Origin of the sequence: Escherichia sp. E4702, from assembly GCF_963883545.1 — a bacterium.
Lineage (GTDB): Bacteria > Pseudomonadota > Gammaproteobacteria > Enterobacterales > Enterobacteriaceae > Escherichia.
Map to the genome: position 1 here is coordinate 25,889 of NZ_CAWORF010000003.1, position 23,252 is coordinate 49,140.

Annotated in this window: 23 protein-coding genes, 1 pseudogene and 1 riboswitch; of the genes and pseudogenes, 14 read left to right on the plus strand and 10 right to left on the minus strand. The window is 49.9% G+C overall.

Going from position 1 to position 23,252, the window contains the following annotated elements; genetic code table 11:
- Window positions 1-87: 87 nt before the first annotated feature.
- A complete protein-coding gene (gene glgS / locus AACU94_RS00650; protein ID WP_130210460.1) occupies window positions 88-288 on the plus strand; it encodes a cell surface composition regulator GlgS in 201 nt (66 codons plus the stop codon).
- A gap of 34 nt (window positions 289-322) precedes the next feature.
- On the opposite strand, the gene ubiK is transcribed toward glgS, so the two are convergent.
- Window positions 323-622: a ubiquinone biosynthesis accessory factor UbiK gene (gene ubiK, locus AACU94_RS00655; protein WP_064529620.1), complete on the minus strand. Its 300-nt coding sequence runs from the start codon at window positions 620-622 to the stop codon at window positions 323-325.
- Between the two features lie 121 nt (window positions 623-743).
- Window positions 744-892: riboswitch (FMN riboswitch) on the plus strand.
- A 103-nt stretch (window positions 893-995) separates the two neighbouring features.
- Between ubiK and ribB the strand changes: the two genes are divergently transcribed.
- Window positions 996-1,649 carry a 3,4-dihydroxy-2-butanone-4-phosphate synthase gene (ribB, locus tag AACU94_RS00660; protein ID WP_113305203.1) on the plus strand — a complete coding sequence of 218 codons (654 nt, stop codon included), beginning with the start codon at window positions 996-998 and terminating at the stop codon, window positions 1,647-1,649.
- 263 nt (window positions 1,650-1,912) lie between these two features.
- Entirely contained in the window at window positions 1,913-2,083 is a 171-nt protein-coding gene (gene yqiD, locus AACU94_RS00665) for a protein YqiD (RefSeq protein ID WP_165382779.1), read from the plus strand.
- A 55-nt stretch (window positions 2,084-2,138) separates the two neighbouring features.
- Here the strand turns inward: yqiD and zupT are convergent, their stop codons facing one another.
- Window positions 2,139-2,912 carry a zinc transporter ZupT gene (zupT, locus tag AACU94_RS00670; RefSeq protein WP_001339991.1) on the minus strand — a complete coding sequence of 258 codons (774 nt, stop codon included), beginning with the start codon at window positions 2,910-2,912 and terminating at the stop codon, window positions 2,139-2,141.
- A 142-nt stretch (window positions 2,913-3,054) separates the two neighbouring features.
- Here zupT and ygiD point away from each other — a divergent pair, with 142 nt between their 5' ends.
- The gene (ygiD, locus tag AACU94_RS00675; RefSeq protein ID WP_167852517.1) at window positions 3,055-3,843 is read left to right on the plus strand and encodes a 4,5-DOPA-extradiol-dioxygenase; all 789 of its coding nucleotides are present in this window, start codon (window positions 3,055-3,057) and stop codon (window positions 3,841-3,843) included.
- 47 nt (window positions 3,844-3,890) lie between these two features.
- Here ygiD and dsbI read toward each other — a convergent pair.
- From dsbI to tolC, 6 genes and pseudogenes are all read right to left on the minus strand, one after another.
- Window positions 3,891-4,562, minus strand: a pseudogene (gene dsbI, locus AACU94_RS00680) (protein-disulfide oxidoreductase DsbI).
- A gap of 14 nt (window positions 4,563-4,576) precedes the next feature.
- Window positions 4,577-5,245: a thiol:disulfide interchange protein DsbA/DsbL gene (locus tag AACU94_RS00685; protein WP_000040018.1), complete on the minus strand. Its 669-nt coding sequence runs from the start codon at window positions 5,243-5,245 to the stop codon at window positions 4,577-4,579.
- Between the two features lie 17 nt (window positions 5,246-5,262).
- Complete coding sequence (locus AACU94_RS00690) at window positions 5,263-7,059, minus strand: aryl-sulfate sulfotransferase (protein WP_135488736.1); 1,797 nt, start codon at window positions 7,057-7,059, stop codon at window positions 5,263-5,265.
- A gap of 481 nt (window positions 7,060-7,540) precedes the next feature.
- Complete coding sequence (locus AACU94_RS00695) at window positions 7,541-8,701, minus strand: glutathionylspermidine synthase family protein (protein ID WP_130218210.1); 1,161 nt, start codon at window positions 8,699-8,701, stop codon at window positions 7,541-7,543.
- A 5-nt stretch (window positions 8,702-8,706) separates the two neighbouring features.
- Entirely contained in the window at window positions 8,707-9,378 is a 672-nt protein-coding gene (locus tag AACU94_RS00700) for a DUF1190 family protein (protein WP_000831534.1), read from the minus strand.
- 147 nt (window positions 9,379-9,525) lie between these two features.
- On the minus strand, window positions 9,526-11,007 hold the full coding sequence (gene tolC, locus AACU94_RS00705) for an outer membrane channel protein TolC (RefSeq protein WP_130257975.1): 1,482 nt from the start codon (window positions 11,005-11,007) through the stop codon (window positions 9,526-9,528).
- Window positions 11,008-11,211: 204 nt separating this feature from the next.
- On the opposite strand from tolC, the gene nudF reads away from it, so the two are divergent.
- The 5 genes from nudF to parE are packed head-to-tail and all read left to right on the plus strand — an operon-like array spanning window position 11,212 to window position 15,618.
- On the plus strand, window positions 11,212-11,841 hold the full coding sequence (gene nudF / locus AACU94_RS00710; protein ID WP_021564655.1) for an ADP-ribose diphosphatase: 630 nt from the start codon (window positions 11,212-11,214) through the stop codon (window positions 11,839-11,841).
- Window positions 11,842-12,264, plus strand: a complete 423-nt coding sequence (locus tag AACU94_RS00715) for a DUF1249 family protein (protein WP_000833390.1) — start codon at window positions 11,842-11,844, stop codon at window positions 12,262-12,264.
- Between the two features lie 24 nt (window positions 12,265-12,288).
- Complete coding sequence (gene cpdA, locus AACU94_RS00720; protein WP_130218206.1) at window positions 12,289-13,116, plus strand: 3',5'-cyclic-AMP phosphodiesterase; 828 nt, start codon at window positions 12,289-12,291, stop codon at window positions 13,114-13,116.
- Complete coding sequence (gene yqiA, locus AACU94_RS00725) at window positions 13,116-13,697, plus strand: esterase YqiA (protein WP_000105733.1); 582 nt, start codon at window positions 13,116-13,118, stop codon at window positions 13,695-13,697. The genes cpdA and yqiA overlap by 1 nt, the downstream gene beginning before the upstream one ends.
- Before the next feature lie 28 nt (window positions 13,698-13,725).
- The gene (gene parE / locus AACU94_RS00730) at window positions 13,726-15,618 is read left to right on the plus strand and encodes a DNA topoisomerase IV subunit B (protein WP_130218204.1); all 1,893 of its coding nucleotides are present in this window, start codon (window positions 13,726-13,728) and stop codon (window positions 15,616-15,618) included.
- 63 nt (window positions 15,619-15,681) lie between these two features.
- On the opposite strand, the gene AACU94_RS00735 is transcribed toward parE, so the two are convergent.
- On the minus strand, window positions 15,682-17,823 hold the full coding sequence (locus tag AACU94_RS00735) for a TonB-dependent siderophore receptor (protein ID WP_135488737.1): 2,142 nt from the start codon (window positions 17,821-17,823) through the stop codon (window positions 15,682-15,684).
- A 373-nt stretch (window positions 17,824-18,196) separates the two neighbouring features.
- On the opposite strand from AACU94_RS00735, the gene AACU94_RS00740 reads away from it, so the two are divergent.
- From AACU94_RS00740 to AACU94_RS00760, 5 genes are read left to right on the plus strand one after another with little or no spacing between them, the layout of a single operon-like run.
- Entirely contained in the window at window positions 18,197-19,006 is an 810-nt protein-coding gene (locus tag AACU94_RS00740) for an ABC transporter ATP-binding protein (protein WP_000940874.1), read from the plus strand.
- On the plus strand, window positions 19,003-19,986 hold the full coding sequence (locus tag AACU94_RS00745) for a FecCD family ABC transporter permease (RefSeq protein ID WP_135488738.1): 984 nt from the start codon (window positions 19,003-19,005) through the stop codon (window positions 19,984-19,986). Before AACU94_RS00740 ends, AACU94_RS00745 begins: the two co-directional genes overlap by 4 nt.
- An 8-nt stretch (window positions 19,987-19,994) precedes the next feature.
- Window positions 19,995-21,032: a FecCD family ABC transporter permease gene (locus AACU94_RS00750; protein ID WP_130258129.1), complete on the plus strand. Its 1,038-nt coding sequence runs from the start codon at window positions 19,995-19,997 to the stop codon at window positions 21,030-21,032.
- Window positions 21,033-21,042: 10 nt separating this feature from the next.
- Window positions 21,043-21,990, plus strand: a complete 948-nt coding sequence (locus tag AACU94_RS00755) for an iron-siderophore ABC transporter substrate-binding protein (protein ID WP_135488739.1) — start codon at window positions 21,043-21,045, stop codon at window positions 21,988-21,990.
- On the plus strand, window positions 21,987-22,874 hold the full coding sequence (locus AACU94_RS00760; protein WP_000614953.1) for a MurR/RpiR family transcriptional regulator: 888 nt from the start codon (window positions 21,987-21,989) through the stop codon (window positions 22,872-22,874). The genes AACU94_RS00755 and AACU94_RS00760 overlap by 4 nt, the downstream gene beginning before the upstream one ends.
- Window positions 22,875-22,918: 44 nt before the next feature.
- On the opposite strand, the gene AACU94_RS00765 is transcribed toward AACU94_RS00760, so the two are convergent.
- Window positions 22,919-23,233 (minus strand): putative quinol monooxygenase, encoded by a 315-nt coding sequence (locus tag AACU94_RS00765; RefSeq protein WP_000633737.1) that lies wholly within the window; start codon window positions 23,231-23,233, stop codon window positions 22,919-22,921.
- Window positions 23,234-23,252 lie beyond the last annotated feature (19 nt).

Genomic DNA, 23,252 nt, shown 5'->3' on the forward strand with positions numbered 1-23,252 from the left:
TTTAAAGGCACTACACTGATTAAGGAATACTGAAATCAGAAAAAGCATATGGCCTTAAAAGGTATGCGATAACCGGAGGATGTGCTTATGGATCATGGTCTTAATTCTTTAAATAATTTCGATTTCCTGGCGCGTAGTTTTGCCAGAATGAATGCTGAAGGTCGACCGGTCGATATTCTGGCCGTCACTGGTAATATGGATGAAGAACACAGAACCTGGTTTTGCGCTCGTTATGCCTGGTATTGCCAGCAAATGACACAGTCAAGAGAACTGGAACTAGAACATTGATATTACGGGCCGTCAGGCCCGTTTTTGTGGTGCTTTATTCTGCTTTATCAACTGGCGGGATGGCGGGAGGAGATTGAACTTCTGCTGCCGGATTACTACGAGCTTCCAGTTCACTGATGCGCTGCTCCAGTAACGCCAGTTTCTCACGAGTCCGTAACAGGACCTGCGTCTGCACATCGAATTCTTCGCGGCTTACCAAATCGAGGCGAGTCAGCTGTGCTTGTAGGGTTTGGCGGATTTTTTTCTCCACATCTTCCCCGAACTCCCTGATTCCTTTAGGCATTGATTCGTGAACCTGGCGAGCAATTTGCTCAATTTTTTTCGGGTCAATCATTGTAGTTTCCCTGTACTGATAGGTGTTTGGTGCCATTGTAGTGCGATAAGGGTAAGTCATAAACCAGAATTATGTGAACCTATGCGTTGCTGCCGCTAATCATTAGCGTTATAGTGAATCCGCTTATTCTCAGGGCGGGGCGAAATTCCCCACCGGCGGTAAATCAACTCAGTTGAAAGCCCGCGAGCGCTTTGGGTGCAAACTCAAAGGACAGCAGATCCGGTGTAATTCCGGGGCCGACGGTTAGAGTCCGGATGGGAGAGAGTAACGATTCTGTCGGGCATGGACCCGCTCACGTTATTTTGGCTATATGCCGCCACTCCTAAGACTGCCCTGATTCTGGTAACCATAATTTTAGTGAGGTTTTTTTACCATGAATCAGACGCTACTTTCCTCTTTTGGTACGCCTTTCGAACGTGTTGAAAATGCACTGGCTGCGCTGCGTGAAGGACGCGGTGTGATGGTGCTTGATGATGAAGACCGTGAAAACGAAGGCGATATGATCTTCCCGGCAGAAACCATGACCGTTGAGCAGATGGCTCTGACCATTCGCCACGGTAGCGGTATTGTTTGCTTGTGCATAACCGAAGAACGCCGTAAACAACTCGATCTGCCAATGATGGTCGAAAATAATACCAGCGCCTATGGCACTGGTTTTACCGTGACCATTGAAGCTGCTGAAGGTGTGACTACCGGTGTTTCTGCTGCTGACCGTATCACGACTGTTCGCGCTGCGATTGCTGATGGTGCTAAACCTTCAGACTTGAATCGCCCTGGCCACGTTTTCCCATTGCGCGCACAGGCGGGTGGTGTACTGACTCGTGGCGGTCATACCGAAGCGACTATTGATCTGATGACGCTGGCAGGCTTTAAACCTGCAGGTGTGCTGTGTGAACTGACTAATGACGATGGCACCATGGCCCGCGCGCCAGAGTGCATCGAGTTTGCCAACAAACACAATATGGCGCTGGTCACTATTGAGGATCTGGTTGCATACCGTCAGGCGCATGAGCGCAAAGCTAGCTGAAAATAACTGCTAAGACTGGTGCGATAATCAAAGAAACCGAAGCTGTAGAAGGCTTCGGTTTTATTTTGCCCTTACCCTGCTGAATGTAAATTTCACCGCTTTATCTATGAGTAAATTTCACTAATATCAGACAACCTTTTTCATTATGATCAAAATCATATAAATGTTCCGATATTATGCGACCATATAAATATATCCGAAAATGGATATGTGAAATTTATGCGCTAAATGTTTGGTATTGTTAAATATTAAGGGTAAAAAGGATGTTTATCTCCTGGTACTGGATTGTATTGATTGCGCTGGTTGTGGTGGGGTATTTCCTGCATTTGAAACGTTATTGTCGGGCGTTTCGCCAGGACAGAGACGCACTGCTTGAAGCGAGAAACAAATACTTAAACAGTGCGAGAGAAGAGACAGCAGAAAAGCTGGAGTAGTGCTTCTGCGATGCCTGCAGATGTTGTCCATGCTGGACAACATCTGAAGTTGTTTTCAACCAATTCCCGCCGTTTGTAACAGCACTAAACTAAATCCCATTACTGACATCCCACACAGCACGCCATAGCTGGGATTATTATTGGGATCAATCTCTTTGGCTAACGGCATTAATTCGTCCACGGAGAGCGCCACCATGATTCCTGCAACCGCCGCCATGATTGCCGCCATGACTACCGGGGAAATCATGCTACCAAGGATTAACCACGCCAGAACGCCGCCGAGAATTTCCGCCAGCCCAGAAATCCCCGCCCACAGAATTGCGGTGCGTTTCGACCCCGTTGCCGCGTAAACCGGCCCCGCAACCGCCAGACCTTCAGGAATATTGTGCAAAGCCACGGCCAGTGCGATGCCAAAGCCCAGCTCCAGGTTACTGCTTGCCGTAACAAAGGTGGCAATCCCTTCCGGGAAGTTATGCAGACTGATTCCAAGAGTGAGCAGAATAGCAGTGCGCTTGAGTGATTTGGGCAACGGTTGCACCGATTTTTGCATTAAATCCTGCGGATGCGCATGCGGCAACATGCGGTCCAGACCAAAATAGCCCAGCAGACCAAAAATAAACATCCCGTAGCCCAGAACGGGGGACATTCCTTCGGCGGCTAATGCGGCAGGGAGCATCTCCATCAATGAGATCAGCAACATGATCCCCGCCGCAAACCCTAGCGAAAATGCCAGCAGTCGGTTCGAGGGTTTTTGCCCGAGAACGCCGAGAAACGCACCAATAAACGTGGCTGCCCCCGCCAGTATGGTCAGAATGAGAGGTACTGACATCGACAACTCCTTATAAATCTTCACCTTCAGGCAGATCGTCAAAATAACTGATGATCATCATCATCGTTATCCGGGTTCTTACTCCGCCGAACGAGCGTATTGTGAGGATATCAAAATGACACCTTTAGTTAAGGATATCATCATGTCTTCAACACGTATGCCAGCATTGTTTTTAGGTCACGGTAGTCCGATGAACGTGCTGGAAGATAATTTGTATACCCGCAGCTGGCAGAAGTTGGGGATGACATTGCCACGCCCGCAAGCGATTGTCGTGGTTTCGGCTCACTGGTTTACCCGTGGTACAGGAGTGACTGCGATGGAGACGCCGCCAACGATTCATGACTTTGGCGGCTTTCCGCAGGCGCTGTACGACACCCATTATCCGGCTCCTGGCTCACCGGCTTTGGCTCAGCGATTGGTTGAGCTGTTAGCGCCAGTGCCTGTCACACTGGATAAAGAAGCCTGGGGCTTTGACCACGGCTCGTGGGGGGTGCTGATTAAGATGTATCCGCAAGCGGATATCCCGATGGTGCAGTTAAGTATTGATAGCACCAAACCCGCCGCCTGGCACCTTGAGATGGGGCGTAAACTGGCAGCGCTGCGAGATGAAGGAATAATGTTGGTCGCCAGCGGTAACGTGGTGCATAACCTGCGCACGGTGAAATGGCATGGCGATAGTTCCCCCTATCCGTGGGCGACGTCGTTTAATGAGTATGTGAAAGCGAATCTGACGTGGCAAGGACCGGTGGAGCAGCATCCTCTGGTGAATTATCTCGACCATGAAGGTGGCGCGTTATCGAATCCAACACCGGAGCATTACCTGCCGCTATTGTATGTTTTAGGTGCATGGGATGGGCAGGAGCCAATTACCATTCCGGTCGATGGTATAGAAATGGGCAGTTTAAGTATGTTGTCGGTGCAGGTAGGTTAATAGATGAAGAAAACCGAAGCCAATTTCTGGCTTCGGTTTGCATTACCTTACTTTCTCAGCAGCTTGAGTCCCCATGCGCCGCTCATCACTAATAGCAGCAATAAGCAAAGACCAAAAGCCAACATACAGGCCTGAGCCATGTTCATAAAGTGCCACGGCGGTAGCAGATACCAGCCTTCAGATTGCTGATACATCGCCACAAACCACTGCTGCATACTGCTCAGTGTGACGCCATCGGGAACGATTGGCGCATCATAGCCGCAATCCCCGGTAGGTTTGAACCAGTTTGGTGCCCACTGTGCCAGCGGCAGGTTAAAGGGGAAAGTTGGATCGGTAGAGCAACCCTGAACGCCAAACAGTGAATCGGGATCCGGGTTATGCACCGCATGGTGGATATCGTTCAGTTTGAATGAAAACTTCAGCCCCATGATGCTGCCGTAAAATGCCATCACGCAGCCAATCAGCTTAAGGATGATGTTCTTCGGGTTGATCGCCGCAACCAATCCTCCAATAACCATCACCAACATGGCATAGCGAATGTATACACATTGCTCACAGGGGGCCATGTAGAGATAGATCTGGAAGAAAGAGTGCGCCAGGATAATTAACGCGCCCATCGCAACGGCCATTAACAACCACAAAAAGCGTTGCTCCTGTCATCTGACCAGTGTGTCGACTGGTGATGTGCGAAGGTCTTTCCACATTCCCTTAATACCCATAGCCTGTTTCCCTGTTATTTGCTTGCTAACTCACGGATAAGGTCTGCCATCGCGTCGATGGATTTGATGCTCTTGGTGTAGATCAAGTACTTACCATTAACGACATAAGCTGGAACACCCTGGATTTTGGCGACTTCATAAGAGGCTTTCCATTTTTCCAGTGTTTCTTGTACCGCTGGCTCTTTCAGTGCAGCTTCAAAATCCGCCTGGCTCATACCAGCAGCATCCAGACCCGTTTTGATAAAGGCCGCGGGATCTTTACCGTCAGACCAGCGTTCTTTTTTGTCGTGATAAGCCGCGTAGTAGGCAAACTTGGCTTTCTTAAACTGAGAGTTAGCATCAAATAAGGAAATACCTGCTGCTTTATCTTTATTGATCAAGACAGCAAAGACTTCGCTCGCCTGTTTACCGTATTCGCCTTTGGTTTCCAGATGGAACGGCGTGAAAGCAACGACATCTTTCACTTTTTCCGATACCGGACCGGTAACCGCTTTGTCGTACTTGTAACAGAACGGGCAGGCGTAGCTGAATACCTTAATCAGCGTTTTGTCGGCATTCGGAATCGGTTTTTCCAGGACCATATAATCCGTGCCTTCGGTAAATGCAGAAGCAGTAAATGAAACCGCCAGAGCCGCAGTAAGTAGTACGCTTTTAAACAGTGATGAGATCCCTAATTTCGACATTTTTATTCCCTTCTTAATTATTTAAACATCTGTTTTGGACGGACTAACAGCGCACGGTAGTGAGTCTGGTTGGGTTTATCAGACATCACGTCGATTTCCACTTTCACTTCTTTGGTTTTGTAGTCGATCTCGTTCAACTTACCGACGGTCGGCTGACCGACGTCAAACAGATGAATGGAGCCACCGAAGCCGAACATGGTGTCACGGTCAGCCTGGTATTCGATAATGGAGGTGATTGGGCTATAGAAATCGTAACCGCGTTCTTTACCGTATTCCCAAACTTGCTGAACGGTACCTTTCTTCTCATCAATCTTATATTCCACAAAACGGGAATATTTCATGGTTGGTAAGGCAGGTTGTTCCAGATGGCGACCGTCGCCGTTATCAAAGATAGTGAGTGTACCTTTGCTGGAGATCCATGCGGTATGCTGGGTATAGGTGAAGTCGAAGTCTGAGTTTTCACACAGGCCATTTTCGTTACAGGTGATCGGCTTACCGTTAGCGTCAACGGGTTTCAGCAATTTGCTGGCCAATGGTTTTTCCCAGCCTTTCGAGGGGGCAAGGATCCATTTCACTTGTTTATCACGACCAATTTTCACAACGCCCTGGTGACGAGAAGAGAGGATAATTGAGTCATCTTTCGCGTCATAGGCGATGGAGTTGACGTGCGCCCAGTTACGACCTGGCCCTACACCCAGCGCGTCGCCAAACGGCGTATCTGGTTCCAGTTTTGCCTGCTGTCCGGCGTGAGCAAGATCAACGTTAACGCAAACTGCGCCAGCATCCAGTGCACCGAGCAGAGCATCACGTTTCGGATCGAGGATCTTCGTCAGATCCCATACATCGACAACGCGACCAGATTTATCGACTTCGAGGATATGATCACGAATGGTGGTGACGTGTACGCCGTCATCGCGACGGTAGTTACTCTTACCTACGCGCAACAGTACCGTACCATTAGGCGTCTCAATGGATTCATGAGTGGCGTCAGCGAATCCGCGCGGCAGTTTATGATCTTCCAGCACCTGACCCATCATGTCGAACTCGTACCAGTGCTGGCCTTGTACTGCGGTAAAGGTGCCGCGTGGTGTTTCGCGGATACCCATCAGATAACCACGTTTGTTGATATTACGGTCACGGCCATCGTAGAAGGTGTCTTGATCCAGCCACCAGCGGTATTCACCTTCGGTATCGACAATGAAAGTAAAGGGGGCGATATCAAAAGGCAGTGCGCCGGTTGCCGGACCTGCATCGAGGATCCCGGCATTTTTATCTTTCTCACCGTGCCAGTGGAGATCGGAACCTTGTGCCGTAAAGGTGTGGGTATTAACCAGATAGAGGCGATCTTCAAAACCAGGTGCGACTTTAACGACTTTGGTCTGCTGTAGATCAGAGATGGAACGGTTATCCATGTAATTGTTGACGATGGCTGAAGTTTGCACCACGTAATCATCTTTCATGGCCTTGCCGTTTTCTTTCCACTCAACGGTCACTTTGTTGGCAAATTTCTGATAAAGACCAAAAATCGGTACACCATCGTAAGTTTTTAGGGACTCCTGGCCCACGGGATAGCTGATTTCAACACCTTTTTCGCCCTTCCCGTGGACGGTAACTTTGACGTCAGAAATGACGTGGCTATCTAAGTCAACCAGAGCGGTCAGTGGGGCATTGCCGTAGGGGTCGACAATGACTGCACCGAGTTGCCCGGCAGGTGGTGCAGGTTTAAAACCCGCCGCCATTACGCCAGTTGCAGACAATCCCAGAGCTAATGCCACCGTTCCAGCTACCAGTGTTTTTCTATATTTATCAAACATGGATATATCTCCTTATATAACGCAAATATATAATAATGATGAATATCGACTGTTGAGATGGTACTAATAAATTTGTTTTGTGAATGAAAAATGTGACTCTAATAAAATATGAGAATGTTTTGCTGCTTTTGAATATGTTGTTATTTGTTGAAACAACTATTTATTTTAATGGATAGTATGGTGGCGATATATTAATAACAATGTTCAATATTGCGTAGTGTGATCTCTGTGACATTGTTTTTTAATTATTAAATTAAAATATGAAGAGATAAAAACAAAATATTTAATATATATCAATGTGTTATGCGGTAATTTATTTACTTACTTTAATTGCAATATCACTTACATATGACGATTTAACATTAAATTGGTTATTAATGTTAAATAAAGGTTGGAGATGTGTGGCTTTATATATTGATGGAGATTATAAATGATGGATTATGAAAAGTTGCCCCGATTATCGGGGCAATATTAAGCTGTATTATTCAACAAAGATATGAGGGTAGAAGCGTGACATATCTTGGGTGATCAATGCACGGTCTTCACGAATGCCAATTCCGGCGGGTTGATCGTTCACCAGCCAGCTACCAATCAACATATAGCTGTCGCCAAATTTCGGCAGCGGATGGAATTGTTGAACAATCATGCCTTCTTCGCCATACGGACCTTCTGCCGCTTCAATGGTTTTGCCATTCTCGATAATCGACACGTTTGCGCCTTCACGCGAGAAGATTGGCTTAACCACATATTTTTCCATTTCTGGATGATCATCTTCCGCAAAATAAGCGGGCAACAGGTTCGGATGATTCGGGAACATCTCCCACAGTAGCGGCAGAAGTGCTTTGTTGGAGATAATGCTCTTCCACGCCGGTTCCAGCCAGCGTACGCCAGCATCTTCCAGCTTGGTGGAGAACATCTCGCGCAGCATAAACTCCCACGGATACAGTTTGAACAGGTTAGCGATGACCTGATCCTGTAAATCCGTGAACTGACCTTTTTCACCTAAACCGATATCGTCGATGTACAGGAACTCGGTAGCAATTTCAGCTTCCGTCGCGCAGTCCTGCAAATACTGGATGGTGCCACGATCTTCCACCGTGTCACGACAGCAGGTGAGATGCAGCAACTGGAAGCCATACTGTTCACGCAGCTCGACAAAGCGATCGATCAGCTTTTCTTGCAGACTGTTAAACTGGTCACTGCCTTCCGGCAGGTTGCCCGCGTTAAGCTGATCTTCCAGCCAGATCCACTGAAAGAATGCTGCTTCATACAGTGACGTGGGCGTATCGGCATTATTTTCCAGAAGTTTAGGTTCGCCAGTGCCATCCCACGCCAGATCAAGGCGTGAATAAAGCGACGGCTGGTGCGTCAGCCATGACTGACGCACAAAACTCCAGGTATGTTTCGGTATGCGGAATTTGGTCATCAGCTCATCGCTGGCGATCACTTTTTCCACCACTTTCAGGCACATCTGGTGCAGTTCGGCGGTGACTTCTTCCAGCTTTTCAACCTGGGCGAGGGTCAACTTGTAGTAAGCATCTTCACACCAGTACGGCTCGCCGTACATGGTGTGAAAATTGAAACCGTATTCGTGAGCTTTCTCACGCCAGTCTGGGCGCTCGGTAATACTGACTCTTTCCATCGGTATCAGCCACCCATTGAACGAGAAGAGGTGCCGGTTGCGCTACGCTGCATAGTGCTTTGTTTGGCAACAGATTCACCAAAACCGCCGCGGGTAACGGTAGTGGTGGTCGCCGGTTTTGGTGCCATTGCCGTCTTCGGTACGGTCATGGTGCGGCCTGGCTGGGCTGCGCCATAGTTTTTACCCGTCGCGTCGGTATATTTACCGTAAGCCGGGCTGGCTGGGTTTTTCGAGGAGAACAGCGGCTGCTGTGCAAATCCCGCGCCGCCGCCCATCAGACGTCCCATCATGTAACCGGCCATCAGCGGCATCCAGAAACTCCCGCTGGATTGCTGGGCCTGCGCCTGGTTTTCAGGTGCCATGCCAGCCTGGGCTGGCGCCTGCTGGCACTGACCTTCACCAAATTCGGCAATACAGTCTTCACGAGTGGCGTATTTCGGCGCAGTACGTTCTGCTTCTTTCAGCGCATTGTTGTACGCGGTGGTACATTCGGCGCTTTTGCCTGGGTTTGCAGCTGAACAGTCGTCAGCATTTTGATAGAGAGACACTGTTTCATCACTCTTTTCACAGCCTGCCAGCATAAAAACAGTAGCAACAGCGAGAGCGACAGGTGTCAGGTGGCGTGCGCTCCAGTTTTTGCGGAACGATGCGTGGCGTATGGATTTTGTCCGTTTCATTTTTGTCTTCCAGGACCAGTGGTAAATACCCATCAGAATAGAGGATGGCTGGTCGAAATTGAAGCGAGAAGGGGGAAGAATGCGGCAGATAACCCGTATCTTTACGTTGCCTTACGTTCAGACGGGGCCGAAGCCCCGTCGTCGTCGTCAGTTACGGAAAGGGTTATGACCGTTACTGGTGTTAGTGCGTGCGGATGCTTGCTGAACGGCTGGTGCCGGGCTATCAGGTGCATAACCGTCAGCAATAGCATTCTGTTCTGGCGTTTGCGGCGCAACGTTTTCTGGATTAGTAGAAACCGGTTTGCTCAGCGCATTGTTCAGTGCCAGCAGATCCTGCTCGTTCAACGTACCCAGAGCTGATTTAATATTCAGCTGATTAATCAGGTAGTTATAACGCGCATTTGCCAGTTCTTGCTTGGCGTTGTACAGCGTAGTGGTCGCGTCCAACACATCAACAATGGTACGCGTACCAACCGAGTAGCCCGCTTCCATCGCGTCTAAAGAGCTTTGGGCGGAAACCACGGCTTGTTTGTAGGCGTTAATGCTACTGATAGATGCATTAATGTTGTTGAAGGAGGAACGCACGGTCTGCACGACGCTACGATGGGCGCTTTCCAGTTGCTCGCTGGCACCGACAAAGTTGTACTGTGCCTGTTTCACCTGCGAGTTAACCATTCCGCCCTGATAAATCGGCAGCGAGAAGCTCAGGCCCACTTTGTTCTGGCCCATATTGCTGTCGTCATACTGGCCTGCGGTCGCACCACGGGTTTTTGAACCGCTGTAAGAGGTGTCAGAAATTCCGGTAGAGGCCGTCAAATCCAGAGTCGGTAAGTGACCGTCCTGCGCCTGGCGAATTTGCTCGCGCGCCAGGTCCTGACTCAAACGTGCCTGTAACAGGGACAGGTTGCGTTTTTCGGCTTCTTTCAGCAGCGCGTTAACCGGCTGTGGCTTGTCGGTCTTGAAGTTTTCGACATTCAGCGCCGCCAGTTCCGGATAGTAGTTACCGGTGATCTGACGCAGCTGCTCAACGGCGTTGTCGAGGTTGTTACGTGCGGTCACTTCGTTCGCCAGCACGGTATCGTACTGTGCGCGGGCGTTCTGCACATCGGTGATCGCCACCAGGCCCACGTTAAAGCGTTGGGTGGTTTGATCTAACTGACGGTAGATTGCCTCTTTTTGTGCCTGAGTATAAGAAAGCACGTCAATGGCATTCAACACGTTGAAATAAGCGGTCGCGGTGTTGAGGATCAAAGTTTGTTGATCGGTCTGGTAAGTGACGTCCTGAATACCGGCAGCTTTTTCCTGCAAGGTCAGTGCGCGCCATTTCGACATATCGAAAATGGACTGGGTCAACTGCAGGGACGCACTGGTTGCGTTAGAGTTGATGCCGTTCGCGTCGCGGTAGCCGTTGCTGTAGGTGTAATCTGCACCTAAACCTAGCTGTGGCAGTAATGGACTGCGAGCTTCATTAATTTTTTCAAAGGCAGCATCACGATCGGCGGCAGACTTACGCAATTCCGGGTTACTAAGGCGTGCTTGCTGATAAACTTGCATCAGGTTCTCGGCCTGGCTCAACGAACTGAACCCAGAAAGGCTCAGGCCGATAAGAATGGGGAGCAATTTCTTCATTTGCATTCCTTGTGGTGAAGCAGTATTTAGCGCGATCAAACTGTAAAATTATTGCGGATTCTAGCAGAAGCCGCTACCGCAAAAGGTTGGCGTTACGTGCCATAGGGCATTAATGTGCCTCAATTTAACACATGACTGCTCAAACGGCAGTCAAACGTCTCTGAAATTCACATTTTATTCACTATTAGTGCCAGGACATTAGCCATGCTTAAGCCAGACAACCTGCCCGTTACATTTGGCAAAAACGATGTAGAAATTATTGCACGAGAAACACTTTATCGCGGCTTTTTTTCATTAGATCTTTATAGATTTCGCCATCGTCTATTCAACGGACAAATGAGTCATGAGGTCCGACGGGAAATTTTTGAACGCGGTCACGCCGCAGTCTTGCTACCCTTTGACCCAGTGCGCGATGAAGTTGTACTGATTGAGCAGATACGAATCGCCGCGTATGACACTAGCGAAACGCCCTGGTTACTGGAAATGGTTGCCGGGATGATTGAAGAAGGTGAGAGTGTGGAAGATGTTGCCCGTCGCGAAGCGATTGAAGAGGCGGGACTAAAAGTGAAACGGACCAAACCGGTGTTAAGTTTCCTGGCAAGCCCGGGCGGCACCAGCGAGCGTTCGTCAATTATGGTGGGCGAAGTGGACGCCACGACCGCAAGCGGTATTCACGGTCTGGCTGATGAAAACGAAGATATTCGCGTTCATGTGGTAAGTCGGGAACAGGCATACCAATGGGTAGAAGAGGGGAAAATCGACAACGCAGCGTCGGTCATCGCTTTGCAATGGCTGCAACTGCATCATCAAGCGTTAAAAAATGAGTGGGCATAAATGAAGCGTTACACACCTGACTTTCCTGAAATGATGCGCCTGTGCGAGATGAACTTTTCACAATTGCGCCGTTTGTTACCGCGCAATGACGCACCCGGTGAAACTGTAAGCTATCAGGTGGCAAACGCACAATATCGGCTAACGATTGTGGAATCGACCCGATACACTACCCTGGTGACTATTGAACAGATTGCGCCCGCGATCAGTTACTGGAGCCTTCCGTCGATGACGGTGCGTCTGTATCATGACGCGATGGTGGCTGAAGTGTGTTCAAGTCAGCAGATTTTTCGCTTCAAAGCGCGGTATGATTATCCTAATAAAAAGTTGCATCAACGCGACGAAAAGCATCAAATTAATCAGTTTTTAGCGGACTGGTTGCGATACTGTTTAGCACATGGAGCGATGGCGATTCCGGTTTATTAGCGTCGTGAAACCTAAGGACACCATTTGGAAAGCCTGTTAACCCTTCCTCTGGCTGGTGAGTCCAGAGTCAGGATTTTACAAATTACCGATACTCACCTGTTTGCGCAAAAGCACGAAGCCCTGTTAGGGGTTAACACCTGGGAGAGTTACCAGGCAGTGCTGGAGGCGATTCGCCCACACCAGCACGAATTCGACCTGATTGTCGCGACAGGTGATTTAGCGCAGGATCAAACGGCTGCGGCCTATCAGCACTTCGCTGAAGGCATCGCAAGTTTTCGTGCGCCCTGCGTCTGGCTGCCGGGCAACCATGATTTCCAGCCTGCGATGTACAGCGCGCTACAGGACGCGGGTATATCTTCAGCGAAACGCGTGTTTATCGGTGAACAGTGGCAAATCCTGTTGCTGGACAGCCAGGTGTTTGGCGTACCGCACGGTGAGCTAAGCGAGTTTCAACTCGAGTGGCTGGAACGTAAACTGGCTGATGCGCCAGAGCGCCATACCTTGCTTTTGTTGCATCATCATCCGTTGCCTGCGGGCTGTAGCTGGCTTGACCAACACAGTCTGCGTAACGCGGGTGAACTGGATAACGTGCTGGTGAAGTTTCCGCACGTCAAATATCTGTTATGCGGCCATATCCATCAGGAACTGGATCTCGACTGGAACGGTCGTCGCCTGCTGGCAACGCCATCGACCTGCGTGCAGTTTAAGCCGCACTGTTCCAACTTCACGCTGGACACTATCGCGCCCGGTTGGCGTACGCTGGAACTCCATGCCGATGGCACGCTGACCACAGAAGTACACCGCCTGGCAGACTCCCGTTTCCAACCAGATACCGCTTCAGAAGGTTACTGATGTCGACGCTTCTTTATTTACACGGTTTCAATAGTTCGCCGCGTTCTGCGAAAGCGAGCTTGTTGAAAAACTGGCTGGCGGAACATCACCCTGACGTTGAGATGATTATTCCGCAGTTACCGCCGTATCCTTCTGACGCGGCAGAACTGCTGGAATCCATTGTCCTGGAACATGGCGGCGATTCGCTGGGTATTGTCGGTTCGTCACTGGGGGGATATTACGCCACCTGGTTGTCGCAATGTTTTATGCTGCCCGCAGTGGTGGTAAACCCGGCGGTGCGCCCGTTTGAACTGCTGACGGACTATCTCGGTCAGAACGAGAACCCCTACACCGGGCAGCAATATGTGCTAGAGTCTCGCCATATTTACGATCTCAAAGTCATGCAGATTGACCCGCTGGAAGCGCCGGATTTGATCTGGCTGCTGCAACAGACGGGAGATGAAGTGCTGGATTACCGCCAGGCGGTGGCGTACTACGCTTCCTGCCGCCAGACTGTTATAGAAGGCGGCAACCACGCATTCACGGGCTTCGAAGATTATTTCAACCCGATCGTCGATTTTCTTGGTCTGCACCATCTCTGACGATCAACTCGAATTACTAACTTAAACCATGACGCAAACTTATAACGCTGATGCCATTGAGGTACTCACCGGGCTTGAGCCGGTTCGCCGCCGTCCGGGGATGTATACCGATACCACTCGCCCTAACCATTTGGGGCAAGAAGTCATTGATAACAGTGTGGATGAAGCACTGGCGGGTCACGCAAAACGCGTGGACGTTATTTTACATGCTGACCAGTCGCTGGAAGTGATTGACGATGGCCGTGGGATGCCGGTGGATATTCACCCGGAAGAAGGTGTTCCGGCGGTAGAACTGATTCTTTGCCGTTTGCACGCGGGCGGTAAATTTTCTAACAAAAACTACCAGTTCTCTGGCGGTCTGCACGGCGTGGGGATCTCGGTGGTTAACGCCCTGTCAAAGCGCGTAGAAGTTAACGTGCGCCGCGATGGTCAGATTTATAACATCGCCTTTGAAAATGGCGAAAAGGTGCAGGATTTGCAGGTTGTCGGCACTTGCGGTAAACGCAATACCGGTACCAGCGTGCACTTCTGGCCGGATGAAACCTTCTTTGACAGCCCGCGCTTCTCTGTTTCACGCCTTACACATGTGCTGAAAGCCAAAGCGGTATTGTGTCCTGGCGTTGAGATCACTTTTAAAGATGAGATCAACAATACCGAACAACGCTGGTGCTATCAGGACGGTCTGAATGATTACCTGGCGGAAGCGGTAAACGGCCTGCCGACACTGCCGGAAAAACCGTTTATCGGTAACTTTAACGGTGAAACGGAAGCCGTTGACTGGGCGCTGCTGTGGCTGCCGGAAGGTGGCGAACTGCTGACCGAAAGTTACGTCAACCTGATCCCAACGATGCAGGGCGGTACGCATGTTAATGGCCTGCGTCAGGGGCTGCTGGATGCGATGCGTGAGTTTTGCGAATACCGCAACATCCTGCCGCGCGGCGTGAAGCTGTCGGCGGAAGATATCTGGGATCGCTGTGCCTATGTGCTGTCAGTAAAAATGCAGGATCCGCAGTTTGCCGGGCAGACCAAAGAGCGTCTCTCTTCGCGTCAGTGCGCGGCATTCGTTTCGGGCGTGGTGAAAGATGCCTTCACCTTGTGGCTGAACCAGAACGTTCAGGCGGCTGAACTGCTGGCGGAGATGGCGATTTCCAGCGCCCAGCGCCGTATGCGTGCGGCCAAAAAAGTGGTGCGTAAAAAGCTGACCAGCGGCCCGGCACTGCCTGGCAAACTGGCAGACTGTACCGCGCAGGACCTTAACCGTACCGAACTGTTCCTCGTGGAAGGTGACTCCGCAGGCGGATCTGCCAAGCAGGCGCGCGATCGTGAATATCAGGCGATCATGCCGCTGAAAGGTAAGATCCTTAACACCTGGGAAGTCTCTTCCGACGAAGTGCTGGCTTCGCAGGAAGTGCACGATATTTCGGTAGCGATCGGTATCGATCCTGACAGCGATGATCTTAGCCAACTGCGTTATGGCAAGATCTGTATCCTGGCGGATGCTGACTCCGATGGTCTGCACATTGCCACGTTGCTCTGCGCCTTGTTTGTAAAACACTTCCGTACGCTGGTGAAACATGGTCACGTATATGTAGCGCTACCACCGCTCTACCGCATTGACCTTGGCAAAGAGGTCTATTACGCCTTGACGGAAGAAGAGAAAGAGGGCGTGCTCGAACAATTAAAACGCAAGAAAGGCAAGCCAAATGTCCAGCGTTTTAAAGGTCTGGGTGAAATGAACCCGCTGCAACTACGTGAAACCACGCTCGACCCGAACACTCGCCGTCTGGTGCAGTTGACTATCGATGATGAAGACGATCAGCGTACCGACGCGATGATGGATATGCTGTTGGCGAAGAAACGCTCGGAAGATCGCCGTAACTGGTTGCAAGAGAAAGGTGACATGGCGGAGATTGAGGTCTGATAATCTTCCCGTCAGGAGAATAAAACATAGCCCGGTATACACGCGTATACCGGGCTTTTTTTATCAAAATTCCATTTTCACCGTGAATTGCACTTCACGCGGATCGCCAATCTGATTACCCAGATTATTTGTGGCGATGGAAGAGGTGTAATACGTTTTATCAAACAGGTTTTTGACGTTTAATTGCAGAGTGACCGGATACTGCAATTTCATTTTGTATGCGGCGAAGGCATCGGCAACAAAATAGCCTGGCAGATAATAGTCAGCCCCATTGGTTGCCGAACGACGGCTTACGCCATGTCCACCACCGCCAAACGTCAGTGTGTTATTGCCTGGCATGTTATGAATATCATAGGTCAGGAATAGCGAACCGGTATGACGAGGAACATTCGGCAATGGTTTTCCTGCATAATCAGGATCTTCCAGAACCTTAGCATCGGTATAGCCGTAGCTGGCAATGATATTAATGTTTTCAGTTAATGCTCCCGCAAGGTCGACTTCTACCCCTCTTGAACGAACGCGGCCTGCCGTTTTGGCGATGGTTTCATCACCAATACTTTCGGTATACAGCACGTTACGTTTATGGATATCAAACAGCGCAATATCTGCGGTTATACCATCGAACAGCTCGAATTTTGCCCCGACTTCGTAAGCATTAGATGATTCCGGTGGAAGATCGCCAATGTAGCTGGCAATTGACGATTGCGGCATAAATGTTTGCGAATAATTAGCAAATAAGGATACCGATGGCGTCAGTTTGTAGACCAACCCCAGTTTGGGCGTCCATTGTTCATCGCGGCTGTCAGTATTGACATTAAAAGGACGGCCTTTACCCGCATATTGCGTGTAATACTGATAGCGGATCCCGGCGACGGCAATCCAGTTATCGGTCAGATAGAGTGCGTCCTGTGCATAAGCTGAGTAGCTCTCCTGTTTGATCGTCTGATCGCTGTCCGACACCGAAACCGTTGTGCATTTGCTGGTATTGCCATAAATGGGGTTGTAGATATTGAAATCTTTAGCGTTTTTACAGCGAATCATATCTGTGCGCAGAAGATCATAATATTCATATGACACCCCACCCAGAATCTCATTATAGAATCCGGCAATATCAACATTCCCTTGCAGATCCGCACGAGTAGAATGCATACGCTGTGTAGATCCCTGAGTTGCATCAACACGCCGTGTCAGCGTTCCTGTCGTTGCATCATACGCGGTAACACGAGCCTGATTATCGCTGTATTTATCCTGGCTGTAGCTGTAATCAAAGCGCGCTGTCCACTGGCTATTGAGATGATATTCTGCGTTGAGTTGCGCCAGATCGGACTGACCATCTGTAATATTAAACGGTTCGTCGAAACGTATTTTTCGATCAACGTTTACGGGCTGTTTCGTCGTAAGGTCGAAAATCGTTCCACGATCGAACGGCGTTTTATAATCCCGATGTGAATAGAGCATGGTTACTGTTGCATTATCACCAAACCAGGTGAGTGATGGGGCAATAAATGTGCTGCGCTCTTTACCGAAATTCCGCCAGTAATCTTCATCCTGCACTTCCCCCGTCAGGCGGTATGCCAGCTGAGTGCCTTCAATGGGACCTGTGATATCCAGTTGCCCAGTGCCTCCGCCAAAACTGGAGGAAGTGGCTGAGACAGTACCATGGAATGTTTTTTCCGGGCGCTTTGTCACGACGTTAATCAGTCCGCCAGGATCGAGAATGCCATACAGCGTGGAGGCCGGACCTTTTAGCACTTCTACACGTTCTGTTGCAGCGTTGAAGCTGCGAGGAAGTACGGTTCGCAGACCGTTGGTCATGATGGATCCATCCCGGTTAGCACCAAACCCACGACGTACAAAGGCGTCCTGAGTTCCGCCTAATGTATTGGTCTGTACCACGTTACTGACGTTATAAAGCGCCTCATCCAGCGTTGTCGCATTCTGATTTTCCAGAACCTGATCGCTAACCGTATTGACCACTTGCGGGATATCCAGCATCGGCATATCGGTTAATGTCGCCGTGGAGCTGCTCAGAGGTTGATAACCATCGGTCGCCTCAGTTGCGGTATTTGCATCCGCTGTAACAGTGATTGTTTCGCCATCTTTGGTCGTTGCAGTGTCGGTTGCATGAATCATTGGTGCTGCAAAGAGCAGTGAAAAGAGCGCCCGACCTTTGATTCCTGAGAATGAAGGTGTGAACTTAGCCATTTAGTCTGTTATCCCAAAAACTCACGGATTGTCGTGAGTGAAAATTGTTTCTTGTTGCTCACTAAGCACTATCCGTTTGTTATTTCGCCATCGGATATGTAATTGAGAATCATTCAATCATGAGGTGATGTAGTAGTAAATGAGAAATAACAAAAAATTGCTACATGTATTTTTATGAGAGGTTAATGCAATTCAATTGATGGCAAATTATTAATATTTAATGGTTTTATTTTTATTTTTAAAAATATTTCACCTGTTATTTACCTTGTTTTTGTATGGCTTTTAACTTCTTGACTACTACATTTTGTGGCGTCAAACTCTCAAAGGAGAATGAGTTTTATTTTTGTTTGTCTTTGATTAAGTTGGCGTACACGTGGCACATAACGCAAAAGGGCAGGGGCTGATCCTCGACAATGTTTCTGCCGGGTATCACAAGAAAATCATTGTTGATGGTGTTTCTTTCTCCGTTCCCACAGAAAAAATGACCGTTCTGGTTGGGGCAAACGGCTGTGGAAAGTCGACGTTGCTCAGCACCATTGCACGTATCTTGCAACCTATGGGCGGCTCGATATTGCTGGATGGTAAAGCGATTCACGAGCAACCAACGAAAGCGTTATCCCGTAGACTTGGGATCTTGCCGCAGTCGCCATTATTGCCGGAGGGCTTAACCGTTTATGAACTGGTGTCGCGTGGGCGTTTTCCCTGGCAGAATTTCATACGTCAATGGAGCGACGCCGACGAGCAGGCGGTAGAAGAGGCCCTGAAATTAACCGGTACGCAGGAGTTTGCACATTTACCTGTTGAAAAACTCTCTGGTGGGCAGCGCCAGCGTTGCTGGATTGCGATGGTATTAGCGCAAAAGACGCCTTATATCCTGCTGGATGAACCCACAACCTGGCTTGATTTACGTTATCAGGTTGAAATTCTTGAGTTATTACATGATTTAACGCGTCATCACGGGCGTACAGTCGTCGTGGTGTTGCATGATCTGAATTTTGCCGTCAATTATGGCGATACGTTGATATTTTTACGCCAGGGAAAAGTGGTGCGTGTATTGAATGAGGGGGAGCATTGCACGCCTGAGCTGGTAAAAGCTGTCTTTGACGTTGATGTTCACGCATCAATAAATCCTCTGACGGGAAAGCCGTTTTTCATGCCGTTTCGTGGTGTAGAAAAAGTATGATGCGCACAGGACTGGTTACTGTAATTTTCCTCGCCTTACTGCTGGTGGGATGCGTGGTATATCCAGGGATTGGTGCCCGATTTATTGCACCACAAACGGTGTTGCAGGCATTTCTTCATTTTGATCCGCAAAACTTCGATCACAACGTAATTGTAAGACTCCGTTTGCCGCGTTTAGCGGCAGCATTGCTTACCGGTGCTTCTCTTGGTGTTGCCGGTGCTTTGTTGCAGGCTGTCATTCGTAACCCATTGGGGGAGCCACATATTTTAGGCTTAAATGCCGGAGCCGCTCTTGCTGTCGTTGCCGCCAGTGCGCTTGGACTGGCCTTTCCTGTTGGACGCCCACTATTGGCATCTGCGGGAGGCGCGTTATTGTTTCTGTTGATATTGCTGCTTTCCTCCGCAGGGCGTTCAGGGTTAACGCCAATGAAAGTTACTTTATGCGGCGTGGCGCTATCGGCGTTTGTTTCCTCAATAACGGCTGCAATCCTGATTCTTGACGAACAAACGCTGCTGGCAATGCGGACATGGTTAGCGGGTGATTTAGCGGGGCAGGATTGGGCGACGCTGGGTACGTCCGCCTGGTTTTCTCTGGGGGGATTTGTGTTAGCCCTTTACCTTGCGCCCTCTCTTAACATGTTGGCACTGGGCGATCGCATGGCGCAGGGGCTGGGCGTCTCGGTACTGCGCACGCGAACATTCGCCCTGCTTGCGATCGCGTTGCTCTGTGGCGCAGCCGTATCAATTGCTGGCCCCATTGGTTTTGTCGGCCTGCTAGTACCGCAGATTGTCCGGCGTCTGGTATCAGTGGATCTGCGCGTTCTGCTCCCTCTTTCAGCCTGTGTCGGTGCCTTACTGCTATTACTGGCAGATATTATTGCCCGGACGCTTTTCACGCCCCATGAGTTAGCGACCGGTGTCATGACGGCGTTAGTTGGTGCGCCTGTTTTTGTCATTATGGCGACGAGGATGTTCAAATGAGTCGGATAATGAACGTCGGGCTACGCCCACTACGTGTTGGTAAGTTTTCGACACTGGTACGCCCTAAAAATCTGGTGTTGCTTGGTGGGCTGTTTCTGTTTGCGGTTGGAATACTGATATTCGGTCTGATGCATGGCTCTTTCTCCGTCCCGGCATCGGAAGTAGGACGAGCATTGTTCTCTCCTGAAAACGTAAGCACAGACGCACGTTATATTGTGCAGGATATTCGCTTGCCGAGAGCCATCATGGCATTGCTATGCGGGGCCATGTTAGGTATGGCGGGGGCCGCAATGCAATCCATTGCGCGTAACGGCCTTGCCGATCCCGGTTTAATCGGCGTCAAAGAAGGATGTAGCGTGGCGGTGCTGTGGCTGATCTTCCAGTTTCCCATGCTGGGAATGTTCTGGCGTCCAGTGGCTGGTCTTGCTGGTGGCTTGTTGGTGGCTTTAATCGTGATTTTTTGCGCGCGCGATATTTCCCGTCCGCGATTTGTTCTGATTGGCATTGGTGTTTCCTGGTTTTTCGCCGCCGGTATCGGTGTATTTATGACCACTGCAGATGTTCGAGATGTACAAACTGCATTGATGTGGCTATCGGGAAGCCTGCATGCAGCTAACTGGATGTTAGTCGGTATTTCAGCCTGTTGGATGTTGCCAGCCGCTCTTTTATTGCTGTTTACCGCTCGGACGGCGGATATCGCTCTGCTTGGTCACCAGGTTGCCACCGGGTTAGGCGTGAATAGTTCTCGTCTGGCGTTGCTACGTGTCGCCGCACCAATAATCCTGACAGCCGTCTGCGTTTCGTGTGTTGGTAACATCGGTTTTGTCGGATTGATAGCACCCCATATATCACGTTTTATTCTACGTGGCGGGCAGACGACATTACTGCTGGGGAGCGCCGTATCGGGGGCGTTGTTAGTTATCCTGGCGGATAGCATTGGTCGTTTGGCTTTTTTGCCTTTGCAACTGCCTGCCGGAATCATTATTTCATTGATTGGTGGACCATTCTTTTTGTTACTGCTCTGGCAGCGCAGGAACAGTTTTTAACGGGAGTTATATGCGTTTATTTTTTTCTCTGCTGATACTGTTGTCATTCTTTGCCCGCGCGACAGAACCTGTTCAGGTCTTTACTGATGATTTAGGGCGCAAAGTCACTGTTCCTGCTCATCCAAAGAGAATTGTCTCTTTACACGATCTTGATATCACTATCCCTCTGATTGAGCTCGGTGTACCACCTGTCGCCAGCCACGGGCGAACCCGGCCTGACGGTAGCCATTTCATTCGATCAGGCGCGTTATTGACTGGTGTCGACTTTGATAATTCATCGATCGCTTTTATTGGCACCGCTGATATTGATATTGAAGCGATTGTGGCGGCAAAGCCTGATCTGATCATCACAGAACCGACCCGTAATACGCCCATTGAACAACTGGAAAAAATTGCGCCCACGGTGAGCATTGATCATCTCAAAGGGGGCGCGCCAGAAATCTACCGCAAGCTGGCAGAACTTACAGGAACGCAGTCGCAGCTGGCGATACTTGAACGCCGCTATCAGGCACAAATCAATGCGCTGAAGGTGACGCTGGACAGCCAAAAAATAACGGTATCGGTGATTCAGGCAAATCAGGGAAAAATTAATGTGATGCATAGCTATCATTCGCTGGGGCGGGTATTACGCGATGCTGGTTTTCGTTTTCCGCCGCTGATTGAGAGCATTCCTGAAGGTGGGCGAATGGATGTGAGCGCGGAGCGTTTACCTGAACTGGATGCCGATTTTATTTTTGCAACCTGGCGTGGTGACACCGGTGGTAAACCTCAGGATGAGCTGGCAGCAATGGAAAAAGTCATGCCGGGATGGTGTCAGTTTCTGACGGCCTGTCGTTCCGGGCGCTATGTGCTGATTTCTCGTGAAGAGGCGATTTCTAACTCCTTTGCATCTCTGGGGCTGATGGCTGCGCAGATACAATCACAAATTGCGGGACGACCTCTACCGGAGGCTAAATGATCCAGAAAGACAAAACGCGGGTTGATATTTATGGTGAGCGTTTTCGCACTCGCGCGAGTCAGTTAACGCCTGGGTTAAGAGCTGTCGCCAGCTACATTAATGAGCATCGTGAAGTGGTACTCGAGCAAACGGCGATGGAAATTGCGGCCACGTTGAACACTTCCGATGCCACAGTTATCAGGGCTATACAGGCTCTGGGGTTTGCCGGGCTGCGTGATCTGAAACGCACTCTGGAACAGTGGCTTGGTCCAGCCCTTAGTTCCAGCGAAAAGATGTCTACGACGGTGAGTAACTTGACGAGCGATGTTAACACCGCAATCGACTTTGTTCTTGAAGGGCATTTGTATACCTGTAATGTCCTGTCAGAGCCTGAAAACCGCCACGCGCTTGCGCAAGCGGTAGCGTTGTTGGTGCAGGCACGGCAAGTCGCAATTTTTGGCATTGGCGCTTCGGGTATTCTGGCGGACTATACCGCACGACTATTCAACCGCATAGGCTTACCTGCCACGGCACTAAACCGTACGGGTATTGGCCTTGCCGAGCAACTGATCGCGCTTCAACGTGGCGATGTTCTGATCATGATGGCGCAAAAATCTGCGCACCGGGAAGGACTGACAACGCTGCGTGAAGCGAGACGGCTGGGGATCCCTGTTATTTTGCTGACAAACGCGCTGGATTCACGTTTTAGCAAAGACGCCAGTATCGTGATTCATGTTCCGCGCGGGGATGAAAAGGGGAAAACGCCGCTACATGGTACGGTATTGTTGTGCCTGGAAATGATTGTCTGGTCGGTGGCTTCCGCGATGCCGCAGCGTGCGGTTAAAACCATTAAGCGAATTAACGATTTCCATCGGGGGTTGAAAACGGGAAGAAAGAATGGCTAATCTGACCTGAGGCCGGTAGCAAAACCGGCCTCTTTTCAGGAATGTTAAATCCCCGGTTGCAGGATGCGGATATTCATCTCCAGCACATCGCCTTTTACGGCCTCGCTGTACGCTTTCATGTGCGGGGTCTGCAAGTGCGCTTCAAGATGCGCGATGCTTTCCCACTGCTCAATCATCACGATAGAGTCCGGCGCCATAGACTGGAAACTCACGCCAGCAGCGCAATCCACCATCGGCGCATAGCCGTGGCAACCTTCTTCCTTCAGTACGGTTGGAACGATTTTAGCAAACTGATCCAATACCGCCTGACGGTGATGTTGACCAGGACGAGTACGGATTTCTGCGATTACTGTAATCATGGTTAACTCCTTCTAAAGC

Excerpts from the sequence above, each read along its gene's own strand:
- AACU94_RS00700 (WP_000831534.1), bottom strand. The coding sequence starts at position 9,378 with ATGAAACGGACAAAATCCATACGCCACGCATCGTTCCGCAAAAACTGG.
- AACU94_RS00690 (WP_135488736.1), bottom strand. The coding sequence starts at position 7,059 with ATGTTTGATAAATATAGAAAAACACTGGTAGCTGGAACGGTGGCATTA.
- AACU94_RS00765 (WP_000633737.1), bottom strand. The coding sequence starts at position 23,233 with ATGATTACAGTAATCGCAGAAATCCGTACTCGTCCTGGTCAACATCAC.
- yqiA (WP_000105733.1), top strand. The coding sequence starts at position 13,116 with ATGTCGACGCTTCTTTATTTACACGGTTTCAATAGTTCGCCGCGTTCT.
- ygiD (WP_167852517.1), top strand. The coding sequence starts at position 3,055 with ATGTCTTCAACACGTATGCCAGCATTGTTTTTAGGTCACGGTAGTCCG.
- AACU94_RS00760 (WP_000614953.1), top strand. The coding sequence starts at position 21,987 with ATGATCCAGAAAGACAAAACGCGGGTTGATATTTATGGTGAGCGTTTT.
- parE (WP_130218204.1), top strand. The coding sequence starts at position 13,726 with ATGACGCAAACTTATAACGCTGATGCCATTGAGGTACTCACCGGGCTT.
- AACU94_RS00735 (WP_135488737.1), bottom strand. The coding sequence starts at position 17,823 with ATGGCTAAGTTCACACCTTCATTCTCAGGAATCAAAGGTCGGGCGCTC.
- tolC (WP_130257975.1), bottom strand. The coding sequence starts at position 11,007 with ATGAAGAAATTGCTCCCCATTCTTATCGGCCTGAGCCTTTCTGGGTTC.
- AACU94_RS00715 (WP_000833390.1), top strand. The coding sequence starts at position 11,842 with ATGAAGCGTTACACACCTGACTTTCCTGAAATGATGCGCCTGTGCGAG.
- yqiD (WP_165382779.1), top strand. The coding sequence starts at position 1,913 with ATGTTTATCTCCTGGTACTGGATTGTATTGATTGCGCTGGTTGTGGTG.
- glgS (WP_130210460.1), top strand. The coding sequence starts at position 88 with ATGGATCATGGTCTTAATTCTTTAAATAATTTCGATTTCCTGGCGCGT.
- AACU94_RS00745 (WP_135488738.1), top strand. The coding sequence starts at position 19,003 with ATGATGCGCACAGGACTGGTTACTGTAATTTTCCTCGCCTTACTGCTG.
- ribB (WP_113305203.1), top strand. The coding sequence starts at position 996 with ATGAATCAGACGCTACTTTCCTCTTTTGGTACGCCTTTCGAACGTGTT.
- nudF (WP_021564655.1), top strand. The coding sequence starts at position 11,212 with ATGCTTAAGCCAGACAACCTGCCCGTTACATTTGGCAAAAACGATGTA.
- AACU94_RS00695 (WP_130218210.1), bottom strand. The coding sequence starts at position 8,701 with ATGGAAAGAGTCAGTATTACCGAGCGCCCAGACTGGCGTGAGAAAGCT.
- AACU94_RS00755 (WP_135488739.1), top strand. The coding sequence starts at position 21,043 with ATGCGTTTATTTTTTTCTCTGCTGATACTGTTGTCATTCTTTGCCCGC.
- zupT (WP_001339991.1), bottom strand. The coding sequence starts at position 2,912 with ATGTCAGTACCTCTCATTCTGACCATACTGGCGGGGGCAGCCACGTTT.
- AACU94_RS00750 (WP_130258129.1), top strand. The coding sequence starts at position 19,995 with ATGAACGTCGGGCTACGCCCACTACGTGTTGGTAAGTTTTCGACACTG.
- AACU94_RS00685 (WP_000040018.1), bottom strand. The coding sequence starts at position 5,245 with ATGTCGAAATTAGGGATCTCATCACTGTTTAAAAGCGTACTACTTACT.
- ubiK (WP_064529620.1), bottom strand. The coding sequence starts at position 622 with ATGATTGACCCGAAAAAAATTGAGCAAATTGCTCGCCAGGTTCACGAA.